Origin of the sequence: Rhodococcus sp. 06-418-5 (genome assembly GCF_002258285.1) — a bacterium.
Taxonomy (GTDB): Bacteria; Actinomycetota; Actinomycetes; order Mycobacteriales; family Mycobacteriaceae; genus Rhodococcoides.
The window spans coordinates 316,173-340,728 of sequence record NZ_NOYE01000009.1; the positions used below are offsets into that span (position 1 = coordinate 316,173).

19 protein-coding genes and 1 tRNA gene are annotated in these 24,556 nt (G+C 59.7%); 6 read left to right on the forward strand and 14 right to left on the reverse strand.

The features are described 5' to 3' along the window. Positions 1–326: 326 nt before the first annotated feature. The 5 genes from CH274_RS29630 to CH274_RS05375 form a co-directional block, all read right to left on the reverse strand. Positions 327–506, reverse strand: a complete 180-nt coding sequence (locus CH274_RS29630; protein WP_256993479.1) for a hypothetical protein — start codon at positions 504–506, stop codon at positions 327–329. Between the two features lie 1,120 nt (positions 507–1,626). Then, positions 1,627–2,460: a DUF6602 domain-containing protein gene (locus tag CH274_RS05360; protein WP_094656857.1), complete on the reverse strand. Its 834-nt coding sequence runs from the start codon at positions 2,458–2,460 to the stop codon at positions 1,627–1,629. Further along, positions 2,457–3,323: an AAA family ATPase gene (locus tag CH274_RS05365; RefSeq protein WP_256993478.1), complete on the reverse strand. Its 867-nt coding sequence runs from the start codon at positions 3,321–3,323 to the stop codon at positions 2,457–2,459. The genes CH274_RS05360 and CH274_RS05365 overlap by 4 nt, the downstream gene beginning before the upstream one ends. A 137-nt stretch (positions 3,324–3,460) precedes the next feature. Continuing rightward, positions 3,461–3,964, reverse strand: coding sequence for an HORMA-1 domain-containing protein (locus CH274_RS05370; protein ID WP_094656855.1), 504 nt, complete (start codon positions 3,962–3,964; stop codon positions 3,461–3,463). A gap of 1 nt (position 3,965) precedes the next feature. Continuing rightward, positions 3,966–5,090, reverse strand: a complete 1,125-nt coding sequence (locus CH274_RS05375) for a CBASS oligonucleotide cyclase (protein WP_306436595.1) — start codon at positions 5,088–5,090, stop codon at positions 3,966–3,968. 377 nt (positions 5,091–5,467) lie between these two features. On the opposite strand from CH274_RS05375, the gene CH274_RS05380 reads away from it, so the two are divergent. Beyond that, positions 5,468–6,615 (forward strand): IS3 family transposase gene (locus tag CH274_RS05380; protein WP_373453907.1). Its coding sequence is split into 2 segments (ribosomal slippage): positions 5,468–5,744 and positions 5,744–6,615, totalling 1,149 coding nucleotides; the frame shifts between segments, so codons are not numbered across the junction. A 799-nt stretch (positions 6,616–7,414) separates the two neighbouring features. On the opposite strand, the gene CH274_RS05385 is transcribed toward CH274_RS05380, so the two are convergent. The 3 genes from CH274_RS05385 to CH274_RS05390 form a co-directional block, all read right to left on the reverse strand. Then, entirely contained in the window at positions 7,415–9,250 is a 1,836-nt protein-coding gene (locus CH274_RS05385) for an AAA family ATPase (protein ID WP_143546526.1), read from the reverse strand. Further along, a complete protein-coding gene (locus tag CH274_RS28845) occupies positions 9,243–10,043 on the reverse strand; it encodes a hypothetical protein (RefSeq protein WP_143546525.1) in 801 nt (266 codons plus the stop codon). The genes CH274_RS05385 and CH274_RS28845 overlap by 8 nt, the downstream gene beginning before the upstream one ends. Positions 10,044–10,207: 164 nt before the next feature. Further along, a complete protein-coding gene (locus CH274_RS05390; RefSeq protein ID WP_094656852.1) occupies positions 10,208–11,146 on the reverse strand; it encodes a hypothetical protein in 939 nt (312 codons plus the stop codon). Positions 11,147–11,727: 581 nt separating this feature from the next. Between CH274_RS05390 and CH274_RS05395 the strand changes: the two genes are divergently transcribed. From CH274_RS05395 to CH274_RS05410, 4 genes are all read left to right on the forward strand, one after another. Then, positions 11,728–15,282 carry a DEAD/DEAH box helicase gene (locus CH274_RS05395; RefSeq protein WP_094656851.1) on the forward strand — a complete coding sequence of 1,185 codons (3,555 nt, stop codon included), beginning with the start codon at positions 11,728–11,730 and terminating at the stop codon, positions 15,280–15,282. A 138-nt stretch (positions 15,283–15,420) separates the two neighbouring features. Next, positions 15,421–15,996: a hypothetical protein gene (locus CH274_RS05400; RefSeq protein WP_094656850.1), complete on the forward strand. Its 576-nt coding sequence runs from the start codon at positions 15,421–15,423 to the stop codon at positions 15,994–15,996. 226 nt (positions 15,997–16,222) lie between these two features. Next, complete coding sequence (locus CH274_RS05405; RefSeq protein ID WP_094656849.1) at positions 16,223–17,761, forward strand: RNA-directed DNA polymerase; 1,539 nt, start codon at positions 16,223–16,225, stop codon at positions 17,759–17,761. A gap of 79 nt (positions 17,762–17,840) precedes the next feature. Next, positions 17,841–20,093, forward strand: coding sequence for a hypothetical protein (locus tag CH274_RS05410; protein ID WP_094656848.1), 2,253 nt, complete (start codon positions 17,841–17,843; stop codon positions 20,091–20,093). Positions 20,094–20,124: 31 nt separating this feature from the next. Here CH274_RS05410 and CH274_RS29900 read toward each other — a convergent pair whose 3' ends face one another. From CH274_RS29900 to CH274_RS05425, 4 genes are all read right to left on the reverse strand, one after another. Continuing rightward, positions 20,125–20,580, reverse strand: a complete 456-nt coding sequence (locus CH274_RS29900; RefSeq protein ID WP_306436593.1) for a nucleotidyl transferase AbiEii/AbiGii toxin family protein — start codon at positions 20,578–20,580, stop codon at positions 20,125–20,127. After that, positions 20,483–20,746: a hypothetical protein gene (locus CH274_RS29905; protein ID WP_306436596.1), complete on the reverse strand. Its 264-nt coding sequence runs from the start codon at positions 20,744–20,746 to the stop codon at positions 20,483–20,485. The genes CH274_RS29900 and CH274_RS29905 overlap by 98 nt, the downstream gene beginning before the upstream one ends. After that, positions 20,746–21,339 carry a type IV toxin-antitoxin system AbiEi family antitoxin domain-containing protein gene (locus tag CH274_RS05420; RefSeq protein WP_094656847.1) on the reverse strand — a complete coding sequence of 198 codons (594 nt, stop codon included), beginning with the start codon at positions 21,337–21,339 and terminating at the stop codon, positions 20,746–20,748. The genes CH274_RS29905 and CH274_RS05420 overlap by 1 nt, the downstream gene beginning before the upstream one ends. 391 nt (positions 21,340–21,730) lie before the next feature. Then, positions 21,731–21,802: transfer RNA gene (locus CH274_RS05425), tRNA-Thr, on the reverse strand. 92 nt (positions 21,803–21,894) lie between these two features. Between CH274_RS05425 and CH274_RS05430 the strand changes: the two genes are divergently transcribed. Continuing rightward, entirely contained in the window at positions 21,895–23,358 is a 1,464-nt protein-coding gene (locus CH274_RS05430; protein ID WP_032396059.1) for a threonine/serine ThrE exporter family protein, read from the forward strand. Positions 23,359–23,368: 10 nt separating this feature from the next. On the opposite strand, the gene CH274_RS05435 is transcribed toward CH274_RS05430, so the two are convergent. Next, positions 23,369–23,629 (reverse strand): MbtH family protein, encoded by a 261-nt coding sequence (locus CH274_RS05435; protein WP_008710007.1) that lies wholly within the window; start codon positions 23,627–23,629, stop codon positions 23,369–23,371. Positions 23,630–23,719: 90 nt separating this feature from the next. Continuing rightward, a complete protein-coding gene (locus CH274_RS05440; protein WP_045196859.1) occupies positions 23,720–24,529 on the reverse strand; it encodes an alpha/beta fold hydrolase in 810 nt (269 codons plus the stop codon). Positions 24,530–24,556 lie beyond the last annotated feature (27 nt).

The following is a 24,556-nucleotide window of genomic DNA, read 5'->3' on the forward strand; positions in this document are numbered from 1 at the left end:
CCACACCTCACACTCGGCGTCACCGAGCCCGGACGCTTCACCAAATCCAACTCGGGCACGACGCGCTCCGCATCCAGACGTGCCGTGTCGCGCACAACTAACCGAACCAGCGCCTGACGATCCGCCAACCGAATCGGATCGTGCCGCTTCGGCACAGTCACCACAGCCGTCGCCAACGCTCGTGGGATTACCCTGTGCAGCCGGGCCGCGCTGACACCCATTACGACGGCATCGTCGGCGCTGTAGGCCGCAACCGCGATACCTGTCGCCGCAGCCTCGAATCCAGGCATCCACTCGGTCCCGACCCGATCGTCGGGCACCGCCACCTAGAAGCCTTTTGCCACCAGATGCAGCAGACCCAAGTCCGTCAGCCGCGCAAGCTCGGCGCGCGGGTGCGCGTAGACATCGGCCGCCGTCGCGGCCCGCACCATCCGCATCGGAAGCCGAGTGAACTCCGAAGGTAGACCGGCCTGACGGCGTCGAACATCGCTTGTCGTCACAGACACCTCGATCCAGTGTCGGATACGTAGGCTCCAGGCCTACAGAACCGACACTGGATCCGACGTGCAATCCGGTCCGGCAACCTTCCGCCCAGTCCGTACGCGGCCACCTACATCCACGCGAACGCTCACCGATGAGTTGGCAACGAGTTGTGACATTCTGTGACACCGAACGCCGAATGGAGCCGCCGAACCGGCAAAACCCCAGGTCACAGTCGACACATAAACCCAGGTGGACGAACCGGGCTCGCGCAAGAAACGAGCGGCCGAGATAGGCCAAAAAGAGACGGCCCCAACCGTTTTCGCTGGTCAGAGCCGTCCGAAAGAGCCTCCTAACGGGATTGAACCGTTGACCGCTCGCTTACAAGTATGTTGCGAGACAACCAGATACGTCCGGATGGAACCACCACAGACACTCTGACCAGTGCCAATCGTCCAGGTGGTACCAACCGAATCCATCCTCGTAGGTACCGACTTGTGACACGCTTGTGACACCGAGCCTGATTCCGATCGGAATTTGAGCGAGGAACCTCCAATCTGCAATTCATTGGTTTGCATCAACTCTCACGGTCCAACTCACGAAGACGGGTTGCCGTTCACCGGCGGAACTGCAGGAAGCGTTCACGAAGGGTCAGCTGAACATAAGAGCGAGTAGTCGACAACGGCCGCGGGATGCGTTCGTGCTCCACCCGGAACGCAAAACCATAAGAATGACCGACTAGCTCGCGGTTGGCACCGGGCCTTCTCGCTTACGCCCACAGGGACTCGAACCCCGGACCCAGTGACTGTGCCTACCAGGCGCAAAGCGTTCAGACGATCTCTCCCGAACGCTAACTTCCCACCGTTCGGTGGGTTGACGTCTCCGCGTGCATCCGCAATAACTCACTCGTATTTGCTCGAAAGCTCGAATAAAAGTCTGATCGTAAAGTACGGATAACAACTCGCCCAGAACGCCGGCACTTGGGGGGTGGAGAGGTCCGACTTCGCGCCACAAACCCTAATACAACAATCGTGTGAACATCGCGGGGTGTCCCCAAAAAGTCGCTGCACACGCCCGCCTGAACATGTCTTTCGCGACGGGTTCCAACCTACAAGCGACTCGATCTTGGCTAGCGGAGACGCTGGTCTACTGTCGAGCAAGCGCTGACTCGTAGTCGCCCATATCGATGGCGAGCACGGTCCCGAGTTGCTGCAGTTGACGAAAAAGGCGGATCCCAAAATGAATCAGCTGGTCGGTCTCCGCGCTGAACTCAAGCGGGATCTCGCCCTGCCTGCTCCCTAGTTTGGTAGGCGCGGGTGTGTAGTCGAACGCGATCGTGTCAACCGCGATTCCGATGTCGAGGGATCCGTCCAAACCAATTGCGGGCAAATGCTCTTCGAGCTTCGCGATTGTCGCGGTGCGATCGACCCACGATGCCTTTGCAGCAAGAAGCCCACCTATGATGTGCTTCGACGTCGGGTTTGTCGCACTGAAGGCCCCGCCTGCGTGCTTGATGGGTGCTGACGTGCGGCGAAGCTGGCGAACAGACGCGACCTTCCTACACGCTGCGGCGATGTACGTAGTGTCGATGGTTGGTTTGACCTCGAACACTGCGTATACAGCTTCCACAGGAACGATATTGAAGCCGGCCTGCGATCCGAACCAGAGTGGTGAGTACTGCCTGTCATAGACCGCCACGTCAATTTGTTCGCTCCTGGCACCATCTGCGTCTACTGCAAAAATCGGACCGACAGTGTAGCGCTCAGGCAGAAAATCCTTCAACACGCCGACCCAGTCAGCCTCGGAATGGTCGCCCAGACCTGTCGGATGACTGATCACGTCGCGGACCGAGGCGTGCGAGTCCAGCAGAATCGACTGCTTTCGACGAAATGCTGCGGCGATGTCGTACTGGCCCGTCAACGGTTTCACCTCGGTGCCGGTCTGGGCGCCCGCGTCGCGAGGAGCGGTCGGGGCATTCATGCTGTCGCCTGGTCGTTGAAGGCGGCGGTGGGGCCGAGGTCCGAAGCCACTGCGAAAAGTAGGTCTGCAGTGATTGCGTCGTCGGGGAAGGCAGTCAGTATTGCGGCGGGCAGAAGGCGCTGGGTGAGGTCTGAATAAGTGAAGCCGTAGTGTTCGGGGCCTTGAGGTCCGGTCGCAATAACCAGCTTCTCTATGGTGTCATCGGCGAGGTCGTAGTTTTTAAAAGCCGTCGCGAGCACCTGACGCCGTTGACCTTCGTCCGGACGTCCAAACTCAAATATGGCTGCGGCCCTGCGCTTGACTGCCGGATCTAGCGCTGCGAGCCGGTTGGTGCACATCACCACGAGAAGTGGAATGCCAGAGCCGGCGAGATTGTCGATCGCGGCGAGGAACGCGTCGACACCTGCTCGGTCCTCGTGGTGCATCTGGGTGGCTTCGCGGGATTGGACGAGTGCGTCGGCTTCGTCGATCACCATGATGGTAACTTTCGAGACTTCGCCTGTGCGATAGTTGCGGCCGAGCTTGGCCTCGGACGTGACTTCTTCGAATGCAGAGTTGATCAGGCCGGTCATCTCGCCTACGTGGCCCGATCCACGAGTCGAGAGCTTGAGTCGCCACAGCTCGACCTCTGTTCCCAGGTGTGTAGCGAGGTCGCATCCGAAGCTCTCCGCGAGTGCGGACTTGCCAGAACCGACGTCGCCTGCAAACAGCAGCAGAGGGGCGCGGTCTTTAAGCAGGGTAAGCGATTGGTCGTTCGGTGCCACTTTCGGATGGTTCTTGGATGCCCATCCGGTGAGCATCGTCGGGTCGGCGAGGACAGCTGCCTCCTTGCGGAGCCTGGCTTTGACCGAGTCGAGGCCCACCAATCTGGCGTAGCGGTCAGCACGGACGTCGTCCGGTAGCGGGATAACTGGATGAAAAAGGCTTGTTGAACTTGCCATGGGTTTGGTCCTTAAAATGTGTTATCGGCTTTCGCCTGTGTGGGGGCACCGGGCGGTGGTCAGATATCGAGGTAGACGGTGCGGTCAACACCCCGGCCGTTGTTCGAGAATTGAGTTCCGGCAGATGAGGTCGCGCGGTTGGCGGTCGGGGCTGTTCCCGGGGTCCGACTCGTAGGGAGGGTTGCCCTGAACGCCGCCCGTTCTTCGGGCGAGAGGCCGCGGAACGCAGAGTTCTGCTGGAGGTAGCTGTGGAAGTCGTGCCCGACTACAGCCATCGCACTGGGCAGGTTTCCAGGGGTGTCGTTGCGGAGGTGCCCGCCCACGACGGCGGTGTACTGGAGCTTGAGCACCCATCTGTCTTCATCGCGGAATCCGAACTGAACAAAGTCGAGATACCCGGCCCTGAGGTATAACGCAAGTTCCTCTGTGAACATCTCAATGCAACTAGGGTCGGGTTCGCCGTACTTGGAGTAGAGGTTGCGTAGGTCGGCACCTACGCTGGCTGCGATCTCACGCGCGTTGGTGATAGTGAATGTTGCGGAACGCGTATAGGAACTGGTCATGTCAGGCTCCTGGGAAGGTCGGGCCGAAGAGCGACTTCCACGCTGTGACGGCGGCGGTCTTGTTCGTGGCGGACGAGGCGGTGTTGACCTTGTCGAGGGCTTCGGAGCACCGCTGGACGAGTCTCAAGCGGTCACTCTCGGAATAGCCTTTAGTCACGTTGTTGGACGGGTTAACTGGGTCCCAGACCTGCACAGCGTCGACGCAGATGTCGACCTCGCTTGCCTGGTAGTAGTCGGTGAAAACGATCGGCTCTTTAAGCTCGGTCATAACGATGTAGGCGAAGAACTGCTCGAAAGCGCGCGGGTAGTCCTTGATCGCGAACGGCTTCGAAAGCCAGCCGTTGTCCCACAGATGCGCCACTATGAGCTCGACGAGAAATGACTTGAAACGAAGCTCCGGTCCGGAGGCGGCGGCCTCCAGCTTGGCGCGGTGGACGAAGGCCTTCACCAGGCGGATGAATTCCCTATACTCGGGGCCTGCCACCGCGCGCCGCTTGTTCAAGAACTCCTTATGCAGCGTTACCGACGTGAGGACGCGGTCACCTGTCTGAGTGACGAGGTGTCCGCGATCGTCCGGCTCGCCTTCGTAAAGCACCGGGGCTACGTCGATCTTGAGGCCCGTGCCGTGCATCGTGATGCCGACCGCGTGGTGCGAGATCTCGAAATCGCTGGCTTCCTTAGTTGCGCCGTATACCTCGATACAGCGGTCACGGAGCCATTCCAGAAGCTTAGTTTCGTCGACGTCTACACCTCCCACTGCCGCTGCGCGTACGTACGCGGCGATGTCAGTGTCAGAGCTTGAATTGATAGCGGTGTGCTTCGCGACGCTCCCCGACCCACGCATCTTCACGAGGTTGTAGTCGGGGTGGTCTGCAATGTATGCCTCAAGTCGACTCCGTAGGTGCGCGACCTGAGTGCGCCGCGATTTGGCGGTCGCAGAGGGCACATTGACCCTCTTGACCGCGAACGTGACCAGGTCAGCGTGGGTTACGTGACTATGCATGAGACACCCCCACGCAGGCTGAGTCAGACCAAGGACTGTCGCTTTGAGCACCAGCCGCGATCGGGCTGCTTTCAATGTCACACTTTTCGATACGCACGCTGTAACCTCCGTAACTGCGGTCATGGTCCAGACGCCGCCCCTCGTCGGGCGGCTTTCCGGTCCCTCACACTGTTAGAGGCGTGCTGCGAGGCGAGATGTCAAATTCTTAAACCAGGAGAATTACAGGGTTGGCATTTTCAGGTCGCAGATGAAGATGGAGCGTCAAAATTGGATTTGTTCGCTCAAGGTCCTCACCGATCGGGCCCAGCTCTTCAGTCATGCGCGTGATACATCGCTCTGCGCACGCTGAGTTCGCGCAAACTGACACCGAACCCGGATCTGCACGCGGCCGTCGAGACTCAGTTGTTGTAGGTGGTCAACTGGCGTGTCCCCAGTGAACGGAGCCATCTCGTTTTAGAGTCTTGTTGCCCATGAGCTGGGCGGATAGGACGATGGAGAACATGGCTGGACGGAAGCGGAACTCTGCCGAGGACATCGTGCGCAAGCTGCGCCGTGCCGATGAGCTCACTGCTGCGGGCAAGACGCAGGATGAGATCGCGGCGGAGCTCGAGGTGTCGGCGGCGACGTTGTACAACTGGCGTCGTCAGTACGGCGGGATGGACACCGATGCCGCGAAGGAACTCAAAGAGTTGCGCGAGCAGAACGGCAAGCTCAAACGCCTGCTCGCCGAGGCCGAGCTGGAGAAGGATGCACTGCGGGAGGTAGCGAAGGGGAAATTCTGAGCCCAGCCGCCAAGCGCCGCGCCGTCGACATGCTTGTCAACACGATGAGTGTGTCGAAACGTCTGGCGTGCAGAGCAGTTGGGCTTGCCCGCTCCACCTACGCACGAACACCGATCGCCGAAACGCCCGCGGACCCCGACGCGGCTTTGAGGGCGTCGTTGCGGAAGTACGCAGGCTCGCATCCGCTGCACGGCTTCCGTCGCGCCTGGGCACATCTGAGGCACGACCAGGGCATGTCGGTGAACAAGAAGAAGGTGCACCGGCTCTGGAAAGAGGAGGGTCTGCAGGTTCGGATCTACCATCCACGCAAACGCGCCGGCATCAGCTCCTGCCCGCAAATCGAAGCCGATGCGCCGAAAGTGGTGTGGGCTATGGACTTTCAGTTCGATTCGACCGTAGACGGGAAGGCGATCAAAATCGCGTCGATGATCGACGAACACACCCGGCAGTCCCTGTTGAATATCGTGGAGCGCTCGATCACCGCACAGCGGCTGACCGACGAGCTCGACAAGACGTTCGCGCTGTGGGGCGGGCCGCCGTTGGTGCTGCGAATGGACAACGGTCCGGAGTTCATTTCTCATGTGCTGCAACAATTCTGCCGAGATCGTGTCGGTATCTCCTACATCCCGCCGGGGACGCCGTGGAACAACGGACACATCGAATCGTTCAACAATCGGCTACGGAAGGAGTGCCTGAACCGAAATCACTGGACGAGCCTGCTCGAAGCGAGGGTGGTGATCGAGGACTTCAAAGACGACCACAACCATCGACACCGGCACTCATCCCTCGGCTACCTCACGCCGGCCGAGTACGCTGCCCGATGCACCCACAACCACCAACCGGTCGAGGGTTGCGAGATCGACTGAAATCAATCACACCGTGGCTCTAGAACACGGTGGCCCGACTATCGGGGACCTGCCAGTCAACCCCAACAGATCAACGGGCCGCGCAGACCTCCGAACATCGCCGGGCCTGAGATGTAGGTGACCGCGGCATTCGCAGCGCTCCACGTGCAGGGGCGAACCACGTCGCGAGTTGATGTGTGCCCGCAAACAGGTCACGTGGGTCGGGCGACCGCTGGAGCTGCCGAATGTCTCGGCGAACGCACGGACACAACACCTATATGTGGCCAATCGGCCGCCCAGAGTCGAGGCTCAAGCGATTCCCGGCATTTCGGAGGGGACCCGCCAGACCTCATCGTCGGAGAGAAAATCGCTTCAGCGATTGGGCCCTCGCCGAACTCAGCACTGGTTCGCTGGGTTGCTGCGACAAGCAACCGATCACACCTCCGGTCGATGCCGGCGTGAGGATCACAGCGATCAGCGCGTTCATCACCACGTGTGGGAATACTCAACCGCATTCGCAACACACATAGCGCCCGCACATCATGATCACTTAGCCAACAACTCTACATATGAGGCCCGAGAAATCCCTAGCTACGCTGCACCAACAAGAACACGGACGGACTGCACTTTCCCAAACGGCGCAGACTCTCCAGCGCTTCGACCAATTTCTCGACTACGATTCTTCGCAACTCAACGAGAGCGCAGACGATGCGTTGATTCAGATCACCCACCTATAAGAACGATGAACTAATATTAATTTAACTTAGCGATGCGCCGACCGGTGAATTCCGCCCGCCAACTACCTGAAGGACCAGTGACTCTACCTTTCTGCCCTCTCGATCAGTGCCTCCATTAGAGCTTGCGAATCCTGTGCGGTTTCGTCGAAGAATCCCGATGGCCAGTCCGCCATTGACCCGTCAGAGGCCGGTCTCACTCCCTTATAGGTCGTAGCGCCATCGTGTCGCTCGGCAAAGATGATGGTAATGCGCTGCTGGTTGAGATCGGTTTGGTCTTCAGCTGTACGCCGCCTCAAACGGGTGATCAGATAGTCACTATGAGTCTCCACGATTAATTGCCGTCCGCTTGATGCAACTGCCAGCAGAAAATCCGCTAAACGCTGTTGCACGGCAGGATTCAAGTGCAATTCTGGTTGCTCAATCAGAAGCAGCGATCCTGGAGGGGCTTGTAGGCACATGACTAAGACAGGAAGGATCTGGCTCACGCCCGTTCCGACACTTGTTAGATCCAGATCGAGGTTCACGTCCGAAGGCCGAACCGAAAGTTGCAATCCCAGACGTCCGCTGTCCTCAGTACTGAACCCGTCCCCGATCCCTAGGTGTGCGGCCCACGAGTTTACTGCTTTAAGCAGCGTCTGACCGGATCCTTTGCCGTCGGGGAGTACCGGCGGGTTCTGAATTCTCTGATCGCCGCCAGTTTCCAGGACCGAGGCGGTGTACTCCCCCTTGGCCCCAATGAATCCCGGATTGGCGGTGGGCGATGATCGATAAACAACCTGCGGGTCCATTCGAAGCGGACCCAGATGCTGAACGCGGTTGGCAAGAAAATCCCTGGACTCGCTTACCGTCGAATCCAGAAGGTCCGGCAGTGACGCAAGTTTGGGGCCTCGCCGGTCGCCAAGGCCCAGCCGCTCTGTCACCTGTTGATATATTTCCGCCAGCTGAGTCCTAGGCCAATCACTATCCAGACGCCACTCCCGTGTATCGGCTAGTTCTCTAACGCGGATATAAAGCATCCGCTGCGCGTTCGGCGTTTGCAGCACGTCCTGAAGATCATCCAGAATTGTACGGAGGTCCGCCGTGATCGCGTCGACCACCTCCGCAGTGCCGGGCATTGGTCCAGACTCATCTCTAGCCTTTTTGGCGTCCTCGTTCAACCACCGTTCGCGAGTCCTCGCAGATGCGTCGCGAGGAAGATTGGCGCGCATCGCTGCCTGACGGCCCTCATACCACGCCCAAAACAGGATGTCAGCGAGCGGCTCCGTGTACATGTATCGAATCGGAAAACCACCACGAATATTGAGGTCGGTTAGTTCTATTGATTCGCCCGCTGCTTCGGTGACAGTTCCCCCGTACTGGTATTCATGGCCGAAAGAATTTGACGTTGGCGTTGCAGAGCGATCGGCGCGCAGGGACGAATGCAAGTCGCTAGTGACAAAAGCGGACACTTCGATCCCGACTATGTTGGTTGATGCAGACTGCTGCTTTGGGGCCCCCATTAGAGTCAAGTCCCAATCGATAAAAGTGTCTTGCCCGTGCTCACGTTGCCGACGAAATCGGCGGCGTGGAAGATGCACTGAGCCGTAGCCAGGTGCAACGGTTGAGTAGGATTCCGAACCGAAGTGAAACTGTCCACCTAGCATTATTGGATCGCCTGCCTCGCGAGCGCCCGAGAATCGCGTCTCATCGAAGGTGCCGACGCGAATTTGCTCACCGTTCAGGGGAAAAAACTCGCTGTTTGAGGTGGCGGCTTGAGCAGCGACTCTTATCGATTGCAATAGTGTGCTCTTGCCAGCCGAATTTGCACCAACGATCACAGTTAGTGGCGCTAGTTCAACATCCGCATGCTGCACCGATTTGAAGTTGCGCAGACGCCAGCGACGTAAAGTCAGGCCGTCGTGCCAAACAGATTCAGACACGACTGTCCTCTTCGTGATCAACTTTGGAAAGCACCATCTGATGTCTTCTTCCTTCCATACTTATACCAAAGTATCCTGCCCCAGAATCGAGTGCAGAACGATTCCATAGCGAAGAGATTGTTGCAACCCTTATACAACGAAGATTATCATCTAACTTAGCTATTAACCCGGCGACCGCATTCGGCAAAGGATCGTCCTCAACGTCTCGTTGAAACGCCACTTCCCCGCTGTATAGCGCGTCCGGATAGAGCAAGTGTGGATAACGAGGGATTGTTCGAGTGAGCGCTACATATGACTCGTACGCGGGAGATTTGCTGCTCACTGCAGTCGATCGCAGCACATTTGTAGACACGCGGATCGATTGAGATTTACATAGGTTAACCGTTGCAATAGTCATCTGTGCCCGATCCTCGTTCGCGACTAAATCCAGGTCGAAAGCCGCCGGATCAACAACCATTGTTAACTCGCCGTCCAGTAGTTGATAGCGGCATTCGGCAGTCAAGGCGACCAACTGGTCGAGTCGGCGCTCCTTCCATGCCCAGCGAAAATCCTTCTGGTCGCGCAGAGGGATACCAGCAGGCGGCAGTTCTGCAAAGTCCCCAACAAAAGTCGCGAGGGCCGGCCCCAGTTGTACAAACCACACAGGGCCAACCACGTCGGGCAACACGACGAGGTCGTAAGGTAACCCACTGGCGCCTCGAGGCAATAGACGATCTATATCACTGCCCATCTCAACGTCGTTAGACAGGGCAACCACTGACGCCGATGCGAGTTCACGGTCAACATCCGTCACCAGAACTAGATGCGGTGAAGGACCGCCATGATCCATGGGCTCAAGACGTCGTACTTCACCTGGTCTTGGAGTCGAAGGTCCAATGTGGACTGCAGCAGGTCCCGGCGAAGCCGACACCAGCGCACGCAGCGAGTCCTCTAACCATCCAGGTGTGTTCGGCTTCATCATTCGTCTCCCAGACCGTCTACGGAGGGTATGTACCTTTGGAGCAGATGCTCGCTGAACCGTGTTAGCACTTCATCTTGAATCTGAACCGATGCGTCAACGATCACCGCATGGACCGCGTTTGACGCCTCTCTGAAACGCTTGGCAGCAGTCGGACGTGAGATACCAAAGGACTCTGCAACGTACACGTCCGACCTATTGGATATTTTGAGGGCGAGTAGCCGCTGGCTGTCTGCCGGTAGGGCGACAAGTTGTCTAAGTGCATCGATTGCGGCAACCTCATCTTCCGGTGTGAGCCGACGATCAGGTTCGTCCTCGCCTCCATCACTATGAACAAGACCGCTTGGGAGGTAGTCTGTCAAAGCCAGTTCGAAGATGCGTGCCATGTCTCGGTCGCCGACGTCGGACCCTACGACCTCACGAACCAGGCTGAGGACTTCCTGAAGAGTCTCGGCAGAGTACACGACCGGGGCCCGGTCACTGTTGATGATTCTTACGCGAGGAAGTTTCGCGACCATGGAAGCTACGGCGCGCAGACCCGACGCGTCTAGATCGACGCGCGCAACGCCGCTGCGGGCATCGGCGATCTGCAGCTGACGGCATCTCTCCAGCAGATTGTCGATGACGGTCCGCTGTCGACCACGAGCAAGGGTTCGTCTGACGATGTGATGTACAAGGGCACGCGCCGACGAGACGTCGGATGCGGTATCGACTATGTACGCGAGTTGCCCCGCTTCAAGTAGTTGTTTGACGACAACATCCTGTACCAGGTTCTCGTACTCTCGGGTGCTCCATTCCCCGGTTTCGGTATAGCTGCTTGGCGGATATTTCGGTGCTACTGTGCGCACTGCGCGAGCTACCTCCTCCAGCCAGAGCTCGCCGATCACGCTCTCGACAAACTCTACTTTTAAATCATCCCACGTCACGGACTGGCTCATCGGGTGTCGCTCACGGTGCCACCTCTACTGCCAGTAGGGCCGTGGCTATCAATTCGTCCGGTTCCGCGCACATTGCAGTCTGATGATCCAACACTGATTTCTTTATCGTTAACGGCACCGTTGTGACTATCCTGGCGGGATTCTCGATCCAGCAAGCAGGGTATTCGTACCTGTGATCGTGTGCTTCGTGTTCAATGCCATTTGAACTACTCATGGAGCGAGCGAATACCCAAGCGAGAGGGCTGCTATCAGGCCAAGATCTGAGAATCACGGCACGGTGACGTGGGCTTTTATGTTGGGCGAAGGCCACTTCCTTCTCGTCGACCGAGAACCATGCAATTCCCGCCACCGGCGGTATGTTCAACCGCCGTCGGATTTCTGAGACATCCATTCGTTTGGTCTCGATCTCGAACTCAGCCGCCGCAAGCGGCGTTCGGGTGGTGGACGGTCACATCGTACAGGCATGAGCGCGGCACTTTCGGCCGATCGTCGGCACCAGCCCCGCCGGGAACACCTACTCGGGTCGATCTTTGACGCCTATGGAGACGAACCTGTCGCTAAAGACGATTATCGTCTCCAGAATGGGCACATTCGCCACCCTGTACAACAACCTCTCCCAGGACAACCACATCCGGGGCAGGCAGTTCGAGCGCATCTGCAAGTGGTACCTCCAGAACGACGCGTACTACCGACACACCGTTCGCAATGTCTGGCTCTGGGACGACTGGGAGCACAGATGGGGCAGCGACGCCGGTATCGACCTCGTGGTCGAAGACAACGAAGGAAAACTCTGGGCGGTACAGGCGAAGGCATATGCCGCGGATCGCGCCGTCACGAAGAACGACGTCGACAAGTTCCTGTCCGAGTCGTCCAGGAGGCGGTTCCACTATCGCCTCCTCATCGCAACCACCGACCGGATACACCACGTCGCACGGAGAACTATCGACGCCCAGGAGAAACCGGTCGGCTTGATCGGCCTTGCCGACCTCCAAACTGCCGACATCGACTGGGCGGAGTCCCCGGACCTCCTACATCCCATCCCACCACCACAGCCGGCCCTACCCCGCGACCACCAGACCGAAGCTCTCGACAACGTCGTGGACGGCTTCCAGAACGCCGACCGTGGTCAGCTCGTCATGGCGTGCGGTACAGGAAAGACGCTCACGTCTCTGTTCATCAAGCAAAAACTCCACGCGCAGCGAACCCTGGTTCTGTTGCCGTCCTTGTCCCTGCTGAAGCAGACGATGGCGGTATGGAGAACGAACGCGACCGAACCGTTCGAGGCGCTACCAGTCTGCTCCGATGAAACCGTCACCCAGGACGACGCAGCCTTGGCGTACACCAGCGAGCTGTGCCTCCCAGTTCAGAACGACCCCGCCGAGATCGCCGAGTTCCTTCAACGCAGTGGACCACGTGTGGTGTTTTCGACGTATCAGTCCTCGCCGCAGATCGCGAAAGCATTCACCCTCGGACAAGTCCCGCACTTCGACCTGGCCATCGCGGACGAGAGTCACCGTGTCGCGGGCGACGAATCAACGGTATTCGCAACGATTCTCGACTCGAACGCCATCGCGGCTCGCCGGCGGCTGTTCATGACGGCGACACCGCGCTACTACACCGGACGAGTGCTGACGGCGGCGCGTGGCTCGGAAATGGAAGTCGCGTCGATGGACGACGCCACGAAATTCGGGGAAGTGTTCCACCGTCTGAGTTTCGGAGAAGCCATTCGACGCGGACTACTCACCGATTACCAAGTCGCTGTCGTCGGGGTCGACAACTCGACATTTCGTGAGTGGGCGACCAACGGCGTTCTGATCCGTCGACAGGACCAGGACACCGACGCACGTACCCTCGCCAGCCAGATCGGGCTTGCGAAAGCGATGCGAAAATATGACCTTCGCCGCGTGATCAGCTTCCACTCCCGCGTGCTTCGCGCCAAGCGGTTCGCGGCGGAAATGCCCGACATTCTCGAATGGATGCCCGCGGAGCAGCGGCCCCCGGGAACATTGTGGACCGGGTTCGCCTCGGGCGAGATGTCGTCCGGCGAGCGGCATGTCCGCCTTCAACGTCTTCGTCACCTCGACGACGACGAGCGCGGCTTACTCGCCAACGCGCGATGCCTCGGTGAGGGCGTCGACGTCCCCACTCTTGACGGTGTCGCCTTCATCGACCCGCGAGGGTCGGAGGTCGACATCGTTCAGGCCGTCGGGCGCGCAATTCGGCTGGCCGAGAACAAAACCGTCGGAACCATTGTCATTCCAGTTTTCATCGATACCGCCGCGGATCCCGAAACCGCACTCAAAGATTCATCATTCAAGTCTGTCTGGCGTGTCGTTACTGCTCTGCGCTCTCACGACGAACATATGGCGGAGCAGATCGACGAGATACGCCGCGAACTCGGCCGCACAGGTGGGCGCGCACGCATTCCGGATAAGATTCACCTGGACGTGGCGCACACCGTCGGAAAGGCATTCGTCGACGCGTTCGATGTTCGTTTGATCGAGAAGACAAGTGCCCCCTGGAATTTTTGGTACGGGATGCTGGAGCAATACGCCGCAGACAAGGGCACCTCAAGGGTGGCCGTCGACTACGTCGTGGACGGGTACGCGCTCGGGCAATGGGCGAGTGTCCAACGGATCGCTTTGACTAACAAGACCCTCAGCGACCACAGGCGGTCCGCGCTGGACCGACTCCCCGGGTGGGCATGGGACGTACTGGCAGACCAATGGAGTACCTGGATTCAACTCATGGAGCAGTTCGTAGCCGAACATGGCCACGCCGACGTTCCTTTTCCATACGCGGTCGGTGACTTCAACCTCCGGAGCTGGGTTGCGACACAGCGTGGTCTGTACAAGCGAGGCCAATTGTCCGAAGAAAGGACACGAGAGCTGGAGGCGTTTTCTGGTTGGGTGTGGGACACCCGCAAGGACACCTGGACGCGGAACTACCAGGCGTTGAAGGCGTTCGCCGCGCGGGTGGGTCACGCTCGGCCGTCGCAGCGGTTGATCGAAGACGGTCTGAGGCTCGGGCAATGGGTGGCCGTGCAGCGCACGAACCGCGACGACATGACTTCGGAGCGGATCCAACTCCTTGAGGCACTGCCGGAATGGTCGTGGACACCACTAGCCGAGAAGTGGGACCGCGGCTTCGAATTTCTAACAGCCTTTGCTGCACGAGAAGGTCATACTCTCGTCCCCAACACACACTTAGAGAACGGCTTTCGACTCGGAACGTGGATCACCGTCCAACGAGGCAACCAGAGGAATCTCTCCGCGAGCGAAGTAGGTCGATTGCAATCGATGCCCGGTTGGGTATGGGACGCACGAGCCGCGATGTGGCAGCAGAAGCTCGAACTGCTCAGGCAGTATCGGAGACGAGAAGGCCACGCACTCGTACCGCAAGGGTTCAAGGAAGACAGTGTAAATCTTGGTGGTTGGGTACTAGAACAACGGAATCACCGCGAAAGCATCTCTCAGGAACGTCGAGAGCTCCTGGAAGCGGTCCCCGGATGGTCGTGGGACCCGCACACAGACGCTTGGGAGCGGGCGTACTCATCGCTCGTTGTATTCGCCGGGCGCCAGGGACACACAAGGGTTACGCGTGGCTATGTTGCGGACGGAGTCAATCTCGGCGGATGGGTCGGGGAACAACGGAGCAATCGCACCACGATGACAGAGGACCGACGCCAGCGGTTGGAGGCCGTTCCCGGCTGGAGCTGGAACGCGCTCGACGACTCATGGACGCAACACCTCGAGCTGCTGCGTTCCTACGCACGAAGAGAAGGCCATGCAAACGTTCCAGTCGACTTCGTCGAGGACGGCCTGAAGATCGGTCAATGGGCGAGGCTCCGGCGACGTGAGCACACAAGACTCAACTCCGACAAACAAGCTCAGCTGGAAGCTATACCCGGCTGGTTCTGGGGCACAAAAAGCGATCACATCTGGAACCAAAAATTCGAGATGTTAGAGCAATACGTCGCTCGCGAAGGTCGCATCAAGCCCCCGGACGGACACATAGAACAAGACGTCAAACTCGGCTTGTGGGTTCGGGAGCAGTGGCGTGGGAGGGACAACATGAAAGCTGAGCGATCAGCAAAACTGGAGTCCTTGCCGGGCTGGAACTGGGGTAACGGCTAACCTCCGTCGGTCGTGGATCAATGCGTGTAGCCAGTCCCAACTGCAACAGCACCAGCCTGAATGCGACTTGAGTCGATCCGGGCAGGCGCGAAAAGGTAGACCTGCCTGCAGAACCACCACCAGGGAAGAAAATTCTAAATGCTCAACGACGAAGTCTCCGCCCGCGACTATTGGGAAACACGCGTCACCGTTCACCGACCGATTGACGGCGGTGTAGACATTCTCCGCGCCTTCTCATGCGAAATTGAGCTCGCCACAGACGACGAACGCGCCGGTGCCTTTATCAGCGGTTGGATCGGCTGGAACGTCTCCGACGAGGACATCGCCGACGCGGCAGACGCGATCAGCACGGACGCCTCAGGACTCGGAGCCATCGCAGCAGAGATTCGCGACTCCCATCCCGACCACTGGGTTGACTCAGTGCTGTTGATTGACAGAATGTTCCTCCATGAATCGAAGCGAGGGAAACGCCTCACGCGACTACTCATCGAGGAGGTGGTCGCCTTCTTCCGCCTCGACCCTTACTCGACCGCCATCACGCTTCAACCCGAGCCGCAAGCAAAATCCGGCGGACCATTACCGGACGGAGCAGAACGAGATGCTGCTCTCGCTAGCCTGCAGTCCGCATACACGTCCAGCGGACTTTCGCCCTGGAACGGCTCGCCGATATGGTGGCGACCTTTTCCGCCTTACGATCTGGAGGGTCTCCGCTAGTCGCCTTACCTGCAACGAACGCAGCCCGAATGGGCACGATGAAGTCAGCCGCAGGAACGCCGTGATAACGCTGTCCGAGCTGCTTCCACTCCCAGCGTCAAACCGGGCTGCGCCATAAACGGCACCGAAATGCTCATGGCACCAAGGCACCCTGGACAGGGAGTGGGTCGGGTCGCTGAGACGGACCAACGACGTGACGGGGTTTGGAGTATGCCAGTATCAGCCGATGGCACAGATGGATTGGGCAAACGTTCTTGACTTCAAGACTGCCGCCAAGAACGTGCGCGGAGAGTTCTTCGGCGATTGGTACCACGATCCATGGGAGTGGCCCGAGATTGACTTCCTCCTTGCGTCCCCCACTCGACTCGGCAACCACATCGACAGCACACAAAACCAGAGTCCGGCGTTAATCGACGTACCAAAAGAAAACTGGGGGGCTCGACCAGCTGTCGTGCTCTCCATCGAAGACCGATTGACCTATCAGGCTCTGGTCGATGCGGTGAGTGTCGATTTGATCGGGGGGCTGCACGAGAGTGCGTACGGCTGGCGCCTAAAGCCGGACCATCCGCAGAAAGGGGACTACTCGCACAATGATCTGCAGTGGAAGCAATACCGCTCGCACCTCGGCGATGCGAGCCGCAACTTTGAAGCCGGTCTGCGCACGGACCTCGTGTCATGCTTCGCAAGCATCCCTCTCGACAGGCTTCAGACGTCGCTGGAGGATACGCTGAAGAAGAACCACATACAGACTGCGCTACTCGCATTCGTCGAACGAATGTACAAAACCTCCGGCCGCACTGGACTACCACAGCGCTCGCTTGCGTCAGCGGTAATCGCAAATATGTACATGAAGTCACTCGACGACGTGCTTGAGCATCATGCCTCCACAGTGCCCCACCTGACCATATTCGGCAAAGCGGCTCCACGTCCCCGACGAAGCTGGACCCGATGGATGGACGACGTCTGGCTCTTCGGAGACGAAGCTGGAGACATGCGGCGAGCTCAGATCGAGCTACAGCAGGCAGCTAGCGATATAGGAATGCATATCAACGCCGCGAAGACAGACGTTTTCGAGGGGGATGAAGTTTCCGAGCATGCACTAGAGATTGAACACAGTGCCGTGGATGACGCTATCCTCAAGAAAGAAACGAAGCCTTTGGAAGAATTAGTCGACCGCTTACTCGACGACCCGACTCGCGCATCAAGAACGAGCCTGAAGTTCGTCGCGAATCGTATGCGTAGTCACGCAATTCCCTACCGGATCGCAGAGTTTTCGCATCTAGCTGAACGTATGCCACACGCCTCTGATGCCTTGGCACCGATGTTCAAAATGGTATTTTCGCAGGACCATCTTGAGGACTGGTTTCTCAACTATGCAAGCAGCCCTTGGGCATCCTTTGACTGGTCGATCGCTCACTATCTCCGCATGTTCCCAAGCGAACAGACCCCCGGATCTAAACTCGTCGACTTTGTAGCAGAGCGGTCGGCGGATGCGCGCACCCCCATAGTGCTCCTCTCGATTTGCGTTCAGCGACTTGCTGCTTGGGACGCTGACAAAGCAAGGGGCGTTCTCACATCCATCGAGCGCCAGATATCCCATCCCCAGAACAGGAGAATACTTTCTTTGGCTGGAAATCAGGCAGGAATTGAGCGCCACAAGGTCAGAAAGTGGCTATCCAGTCACGACGAGAATCGTGTGACCTTAGAAATGCTTGAGCACGCAAATTTCGGGAAGCCGAAGGTGTCTAGCTACTACACAGCGTGACATCTCTTCAGCGTGGCCAATTGACGGTGAACGAGATCAGGGACGCCGTACTGTCGGTGCATTGGTGTAGTAACGACGCATGACCACCCTCGATCCGACCGGCGATCAGAGATCAGAGCCGTTCGAGAAAGCCTGGCAATCGTTGGATGCGGCGCACCAACTTCGTCATGACATCGCGACGCACTGGAACGAGCTGGGCATCGACAGCGCACTGCGCTGTTGGATCGAGCTCGACGAACGAGGCCTCGGCGAGCTGCGAGTGTCGGTCGAGTGGACAACGCAGGCCGACGCCCTCCAACAGAGTGGCCGAGACTTCATTGCTGCAGTCAAGGACAGCCTGAACGCAGCAATCCAGGCCACCGAGAGACTGACTTCGGGCATCACACCCACGCCTGACCGACCGATCCAATTCCCGCTTTGTTCAACCCCATCCGAGTTCACCGAGCTCCACCGCTCCGGCGCGCTGGATGGTCTCCGACCCGACCACCTGCAGCTCCTCACACTGTTCCAGCCCTACGCAATCGAAGCAGAAACTCCCACTCAAATCTCGATGCTGCGGTCGGCAATGGGTCTGTTGAAGAATGTCGTCGCCCTCGTCCCAGACGCGGAGGTTTTTGGAATATGGGCACACTCAGCTCAGCCGACCGTGCTGGTGGACCCACCGCACAAGATCGTCGAACTAGTTGCCGAGCCGCCCACACTCGTTCGGACACCAACCCCGATCGCGCGGTTCCAGGTGGAACCCACCGAAGGCGCGCAAGGCCTGCGCGGTCGGCCGGACGTTGCCCTCGACATCGCGTTCGCGCTACCTCCATGGCCGAGCAACCCAGACGAAGACACGGTCGGCCGCCGATGTGCCTTACTTCTCGAAGTTGCAGCAGAAATTGTTCGCGGCTTCGAGCGCTCGGTTGGTCTGCGCGAATCGCCCAACCGCCCGGACCTTGAGTTGGACGTGGTCAATTTGACTCCCGAAAACGACCACGACCCTGGCAGGTGGGCACCGGTCGATTACTCACATTACCCAGATCTCGAACCCCGGCTTGCTCAGTCCGAACTCGGCCTGGCTGTCTATCGGGATGACGCCAACAACATGGTCATGCTGGTCCACACTGAAACCGGCGTGTTCGGGCGGACGATTCCACACGCCCGAGTCCTCGAACCAGCAGTGAGTCGAGGTCCTGCAGCCGAGAACGCGACCCTCGCCGCTGCGGCACAGTGGGGGCTCCCCGATTTTGTGTTACCACCAAAGAAGATCGCTAAAGGCACAGCATCCCGTGAGCTCGGCGACGGTACGGTCATCTTCGGAAATCGAGCACTTGCTATCCAGGTGAAGTCCCGCGACGTACCCACCGACGCAAACCCTGCGCGCGAACTGAATTGGATTGCCAAGAACGCCGCGAAGGGCGCACGCCAGGCCGCAGGCACAGTACGAACCCTCACCGCCACACCCAAGGCTCTTAACAACGCTCGTGGACGCTCGATGCATGTCGACGCCGCGGCATACGCATGGGTGGGTGTTGTGATAATCGATCACGACCAGCCACCCGAGCACATCTCCCCTGTCTCATCGACGCCGTCGCTTGCGGTAGTAGCTCTTCTGCGGCGTGAGTGGGAATTCCTCTTCGACCAGCTGAGGTCGATCACCGCTGTCGGCGCATACATTCATCGAATAAAAGACGACGAAGTCGCACCGGGTGAACACGTGCCGCAGTATTTCGAGCTCGCAAATGCCGACCTCGAAGCAACCCGGAACGCTGATAGCAACCAAAACTATCCAGCACAAGCCCAGCACTTTTCGTACCCCCTCTTGCCGAGGGAGCCAGCATCGAGTGTCGACACCGCGGGGGCAGCGCTATATCGCCAGCTGCTCGAGGACGTCGCTACGTCGTCGTGGGATCGTCCCGAACTCGACCGCTTGAACGTGCTGCACATGCTCGATCAGCATCCCGTACTCGAGCGGGCCGCGATCGGCCGACGACTGCTCGACCAGCTCCGAATCGCTCGAGACGCCCTCAATGGTGAGACGCGGTTTGAGGCTCGCCGTTACTGGCTGGGAGACAATCACTTACAGTTGGCTTTCAGCGTGCTGAATCATCTCAGCGGACACCACCAAGCAGTCTTCCGTGGGTGGACGATGCTCCGCCACCACGAATGGATCTCCGGGCGTCCCGCCGAAACAGTTGATTCTTGCCGGACGGTCGCGGTTCTTCTCACTCCCAGGCACGATGGCCTTCGCCCATGGGACACAACAATGTACGTACTCTTCGGCAAAATCGATGTTGACGAAGAAGAACTGGACTCATACCGTCGAATATTCGGCAGCACAGCCTAATTCGCTCGCAGACCGCCTGCGTTACGGGCCTTTACCGCAAGACTGTTTCATGCGACTGCAGGACTAACGTATCGCCAGCGCCTGCCATGCCCGGGCCACAAGGTTTGCCGCTTCGCGCGCTGTCACGGTCAGCCGCGTCTGCCCCCGACAACTGACTCTCCCAATCGCATTCGGTCGGTATGTCCGCGAACTGCCACTGCCCTGGCAGCTTGTTCGTGGGCCCGAACCTTTGATACAAATCGGCCACGTCCGGCTCGAATGCTTTAATCCGACTCAGTGCCCACAAGTCCCACAGATCACGCGACGCTCGCCGATCACACCAGGTGGCTGTCTTACCCGCAACGAACGCGGGCCGCGTGGGCACCGTCAACTCAGCTCCGAGTGCATCCTCATACCGCTGCTCGAGCTGCCGGTTCTCGAGAGGCCATGCTGGGTGCCCTTCCGCCGACAGCAACTGCACCTTGACCGCCCTCACTGAGACGACCATCGACCAGATGGGTCCGGGCCAAGGCTGTTCCGCCGATGAACACAATCCGATCCGCGAAGTGCGCACTCAGATAGCCGAGCAGGTGCGAGATCAGGTGATCCCGCTCGACCTGTCCACGCGCGACACCGAATTGCGCGGCCACCGAGGCCAACTCGTCGGGATTCACTACTTCTCCCCCAACCGAGCCTGCATCCGCAACAGTGTCGTTCGCATCTTCTGAGCCTCGGCGATCTCGGCTAACACTTCTGGTTCGCACCGTCGATACAACTGCTCCACCGCCGGCCACACCTCACCCTCGGCGTCACCGAGACCCGGACGCTTCACCAGATCCAACACCGTCTGCTCCGCAGTAGTCACCAGCACCGGACCCAACTCGGTATCGATACGCTCCGCATCCAGACGTGCAGTGTCGCGCACGACGAACCGAACCAGCGCCTGACGATCCGCCAACCGAATCGGATCGTGGCGTGTCGGCACAGCTACTACAGCAGTCGCCAACGCACGCGGAATCACACCGTGCAAACGGGCCGCGCTGACACCCATCACGAAGGCATCGTCGGCGCTGTAGGCCGCCACCGCGATACCGGCCGCCGCTGCCTCCAAACCCGGCATCCACTCGGTCCCGACCCGATCGTCGGGCACCGCCACGTAGAAGCCCGTCGCCACCCGATGCAGCAGACCCAAATCCATCAGGCGCGCGAGCTCGGCCCGCGGGTGCGCGTAGATCTCGGCCGCCGTGGCGGCACGCACCATCCGCATCGGAAGCCTCGCAAACTCGGGAGCTAACCCGGCCTGACGGCGTCGAATACTGCCCGCAGTCACGGACACTTCCATCGAGTATCGGATACGTAGGGTATTAGCCTACGAAACCGACACTGATTCCAACACTGCACCTCGACCCGGGCAACCTCCCGCACAGTCCGACTGCATCCACCTACATCCACATGAATGCTCACCGGTGAGTTGGCAACGAGTTGTGACACTCTGTGACACCGAACGCCGAATCGAGCCGACGAACCGGCAAATCCCCAGCTCACAAGCGACTCATAAACCCAGGTGGACGAACCGGGCTCGCGCAAGAAACGAGCGGCCACAACAGGCCAAAAAGAGACGGCCCCAACCGTTTTCGCTGGTCAGGGCCGTCCGAAAGAGCCTCCTAACGGGATTGAACCGTTGACCGCTCGCTTACAAGGCGAGTGCTCTACCGCTGAGCTAAGGAGGCAGTGAAGCGAGGCAATCATATCCGTTCATCGGACGCTCAGTGTCAACAGGTACCTTGTCGGTGGATCACCCCAGCAACGTGTAAAGACGGTCATGACTTTCCTGCAAGACCTGACGGCTTCGCTGAGCCGTCTCACCGGTGAGCGTCGGGCCACCATCGATACACCGACCGCAGCACCGTCGCCCCTTCGTCCGATCGATCTGACCGACGATGCGTCGGTTGCGGAGGTCCTCGATCTCGCGGTTCGCGTCGGCGAAGTTCTGTTGGCCTCGGGCACGGCAGCGATGGATACGGCAACTCAGGTGCAGTTCATCGCCGCGACGTACGGCCTCGCACGGTGCGATGTGGACGTCACGTACAACTCGATCACTCTCAGTGCGCACCGCGGCCCGACGCGTCCCCCGGCGTCGACGATGCGCATCGTGCATTACCGGTCGATGGACTTCACGCGGCTGGCCGAGGTCGACCGTCTCATTCGCGCCGTGCGCGTGAAGATGGTGCCGCCTAGTGCGGCGCTCGAGCGGCTCGACGAGATCACCAAGGCTCCGCACCCGTACAACCGATGGATTGCGACTCTGGCGTGGTCCGGTATGGCCGCGGCCATCAGTGTGCTGCTCGGCGGTGGCGCGCTGGTTGCTGTGGTCAGCTTCCTGACGACGATGGTGATCGACCGCATCGGACGCGTACTCAACCGCGCGGGCCTGCCGTTCTTCTTCCAGCAGGTCGTCGGAGGCTTCGTGGCTGCGACACCGGCGATCACCCTCTACAACTTCCAGGACCAACTGAACATCGACATCTCGCCGTCGCAGATCATCGCGGCCGGTGTGATCGTGCTGCTCTCGGGTCTCTCGCTCGTCGGCTCGGTGCAGGACGCGATCACCGGTGCCCCGATCACCGCGGTGTCCAGATTCTTCGAGGTACTGATGATGACCGGCGGCATCATCGCCGGCGTCGCGACATCGCTGCGGTTGGCTGCGCTGATCGGCAGTGATCTACCGCAGATCAGCAACCTGGCCCCACCGGACATCCTGCAGGTCCCCACCAAGGTGATCGCCGGCGCGGCAGCGTCACTGTTCTATGCATTGGCCTGCTACGCCGAACGTCGTGCGCTGACGGCTGCATTCATGGGCGGCTTCGCGGGCTCGCTGGTGTATCTGCTCTCGCAGACTCTCAATGTGGGACCGATCATCGCCTCGGCCATCGCCGCTACCGTCGTCGGATTCGCAGGTGGTCTGTTGGCACGTCGTGCGCTGATTCCGCCGCTGATCGTCGCCGTCGCGGGCATCACTCCACTGCTCCCCGGCCTGGCGTTGTATCGCGGTCTGTACGCGATCCTCAACGACCAGCTACTGCTCGGCATCAGCTCGTTGTTCGCAGCGTTCGGCGTCGGCTGCGGTTTGGCCGCGGGTGTGACACTCGGTGAGTGGGGTGCCCGAACCCTGCGTCGACCACGCATTCTCGCGCGCACCGAGGAACTACTGCGCCCGACGCTTCGCCGCACAGAAGAACCGCGCCGACCGACAGTTCGTCGGCGGCGCGGTACGAGTCCTTCGTAGAAGGCGGAGCTCAGGCCTCGGTGCTGGGGGTTCCCTCAGCGGATGCGCGTGCAGCAGCGTCGGCCTCCATGGCCTCACGCAGGCTGCGCGGACGCATGTCGGTCCAGTTCTTCTCGACGTACTCCAGGCACGCGGCGCGGGTGTCTTCACCGAAGACGACACGCCATCCCTGAGGGACCTCGGAGAACGTCGGCCACAGCGAATGCTGGTCTTCGTCGTTGACCAGCACGAAGAAGCGTCCGTCTTCGTCATCGAACGGGTTGGTACTCATCTCGCCTCACTCGTCGCGAACGTTTGGTTGGTAAGTCTGCACCGTGAGGTGCCACACGACCCTAGCAACGCAGGTCGGGCCGTGGTGCCGTCAGGCCTTCAAGAAGCCGAGCAGTTCGGCGTTGACGGCCTCGGGACGCTCGAGATATCCGTAGTGCCCGGCGTCCGCGATCTCCACGTACCGGGCACCGGGGATGGCGTCGGCCAACTCCTTGCCCAAGTAGGGCGGGATCATCCGATCGTCGGCGAATCCGACCGACAGACACGGCACCGCCACCCCGCGATAGGCGGCAGTTCGATCGAAATCGTCCTCCATGCCCAGCTGAGCGCGCACTCCGGCGGACGGTGAGGAGGCAGAGAACTCGAACAGGTCCAGCCAGTCACGCGCCCCGCGAGAATCGCGCAACGTCGCAGGCGACAGGTTCATCACCGCGGTCACCGCAGCAGAGTAGGTGCCGGGAAGCTCCACACGCTTGTCGTAGAGGGCTCGTTCACCCTGCGCAAGTGTTTTCTGGAACTCGTCGACCCGCGCGTGGCCGGCGAGGAACACGGCTTTGCGAACCAGGTCGGGCCTGCTCAGCGCAAGCTCCTGCGCGACGCGTGAGCCCATCGACGTTCCGACGACGTAGGCCTTCTCGTCACCGTTGCGGACGAGCTCGATCAGACCGGCGGTGTCGGCGACCATGTCCTCCATGGTGATGCCGTGTGTGCTCTCCGACGAGGGAGCGATGCCGCGATTGTCGAACGTGCACACCCGGTAGCCCGCTGCTGTGAGCGCCGGCACCTGATGCAGCTCCCACACACGACCGGGGCTGCCGGTGCCCATGACGAGAACGACCAGGTCTCCACTGCCCTTGACCTGGTAATTGATGTCGATGCCGTTGATCTTGGCGATTGGCATACGTCTCCTTACTGCTGATTCGTCCGT

What these genes read in the sequence shown, in the direction of transcription:
- CH274_RS05360 (WP_094656857.1), bottom strand. Translation starts at nt 2,460, where the DNA reads ATGAATGCCCCGACCGCTCCTCGCGACGCGGGCGCCCAGACCGGCACC.
- CH274_RS05370 (WP_094656855.1), bottom strand. Translation starts at nt 3,964, where the DNA reads ATGACCAGTTCCTATACGCGTTCCGCAACATTCACTATCACCAACGCG.
- CH274_RS05375 (WP_306436595.1), bottom strand. Translation starts at nt 5,090, where the DNA reads ATGACCGCAGTTACGGAGGTTACAGCGTGCGTATCGAAAAGTGTGACA.
- CH274_RS05390 (WP_094656852.1), bottom strand. Translation starts at nt 11,146, where the DNA reads ATGAGCCAGTCCGTGACGTGGGATGATTTAAAAGTAGAGTTTGTCGAG.
- CH274_RS05395 (WP_094656851.1), top strand. Translation starts at nt 11,728, where the DNA reads ATGGGCACATTCGCCACCCTGTACAACAACCTCTCCCAGGACAACCAC.
- CH274_RS05400 (WP_094656850.1), top strand. Translation starts at nt 15,421, where the DNA reads ATGCTCAACGACGAAGTCTCCGCCCGCGACTATTGGGAAACACGCGTC.
- CH274_RS05405 (WP_094656849.1), top strand. Translation starts at nt 16,223, where the DNA reads ATGGCACAGATGGATTGGGCAAACGTTCTTGACTTCAAGACTGCCGCC.
- CH274_RS05410 (WP_094656848.1), top strand. Translation starts at nt 17,841, where the DNA reads ATGACCACCCTCGATCCGACCGGCGATCAGAGATCAGAGCCGTTCGAG.
- CH274_RS29900 (WP_306436593.1), bottom strand. Translation starts at nt 20,580, where the DNA reads ATGGTCGTCTCAGTGAGGGCGGTCAAGGTGCAGTTGCTGTCGGCGGAA.
- CH274_RS05420 (WP_094656847.1), bottom strand. Translation starts at nt 21,339, where the DNA reads ATGCGGATGGTGCGTGCCGCCACGGCGGCCGAGATCTACGCGCACCCG.
- CH274_RS05430 (WP_032396059.1), top strand. Translation starts at nt 21,895, where the DNA reads ATGACTTTCCTGCAAGACCTGACGGCTTCGCTGAGCCGTCTCACCGGT.
- CH274_RS05435 (WP_008710007.1), bottom strand. Translation starts at nt 23,629, where the DNA reads ATGAGTACCAACCCGTTCGATGACGAAGACGGACGCTTCTTCGTGCTG.
- CH274_RS05440 (WP_045196859.1), bottom strand. Translation starts at nt 24,529, where the DNA reads ATGCCAATCGCCAAGATCAACGGCATCGACATCAATTACCAGGTCAAG.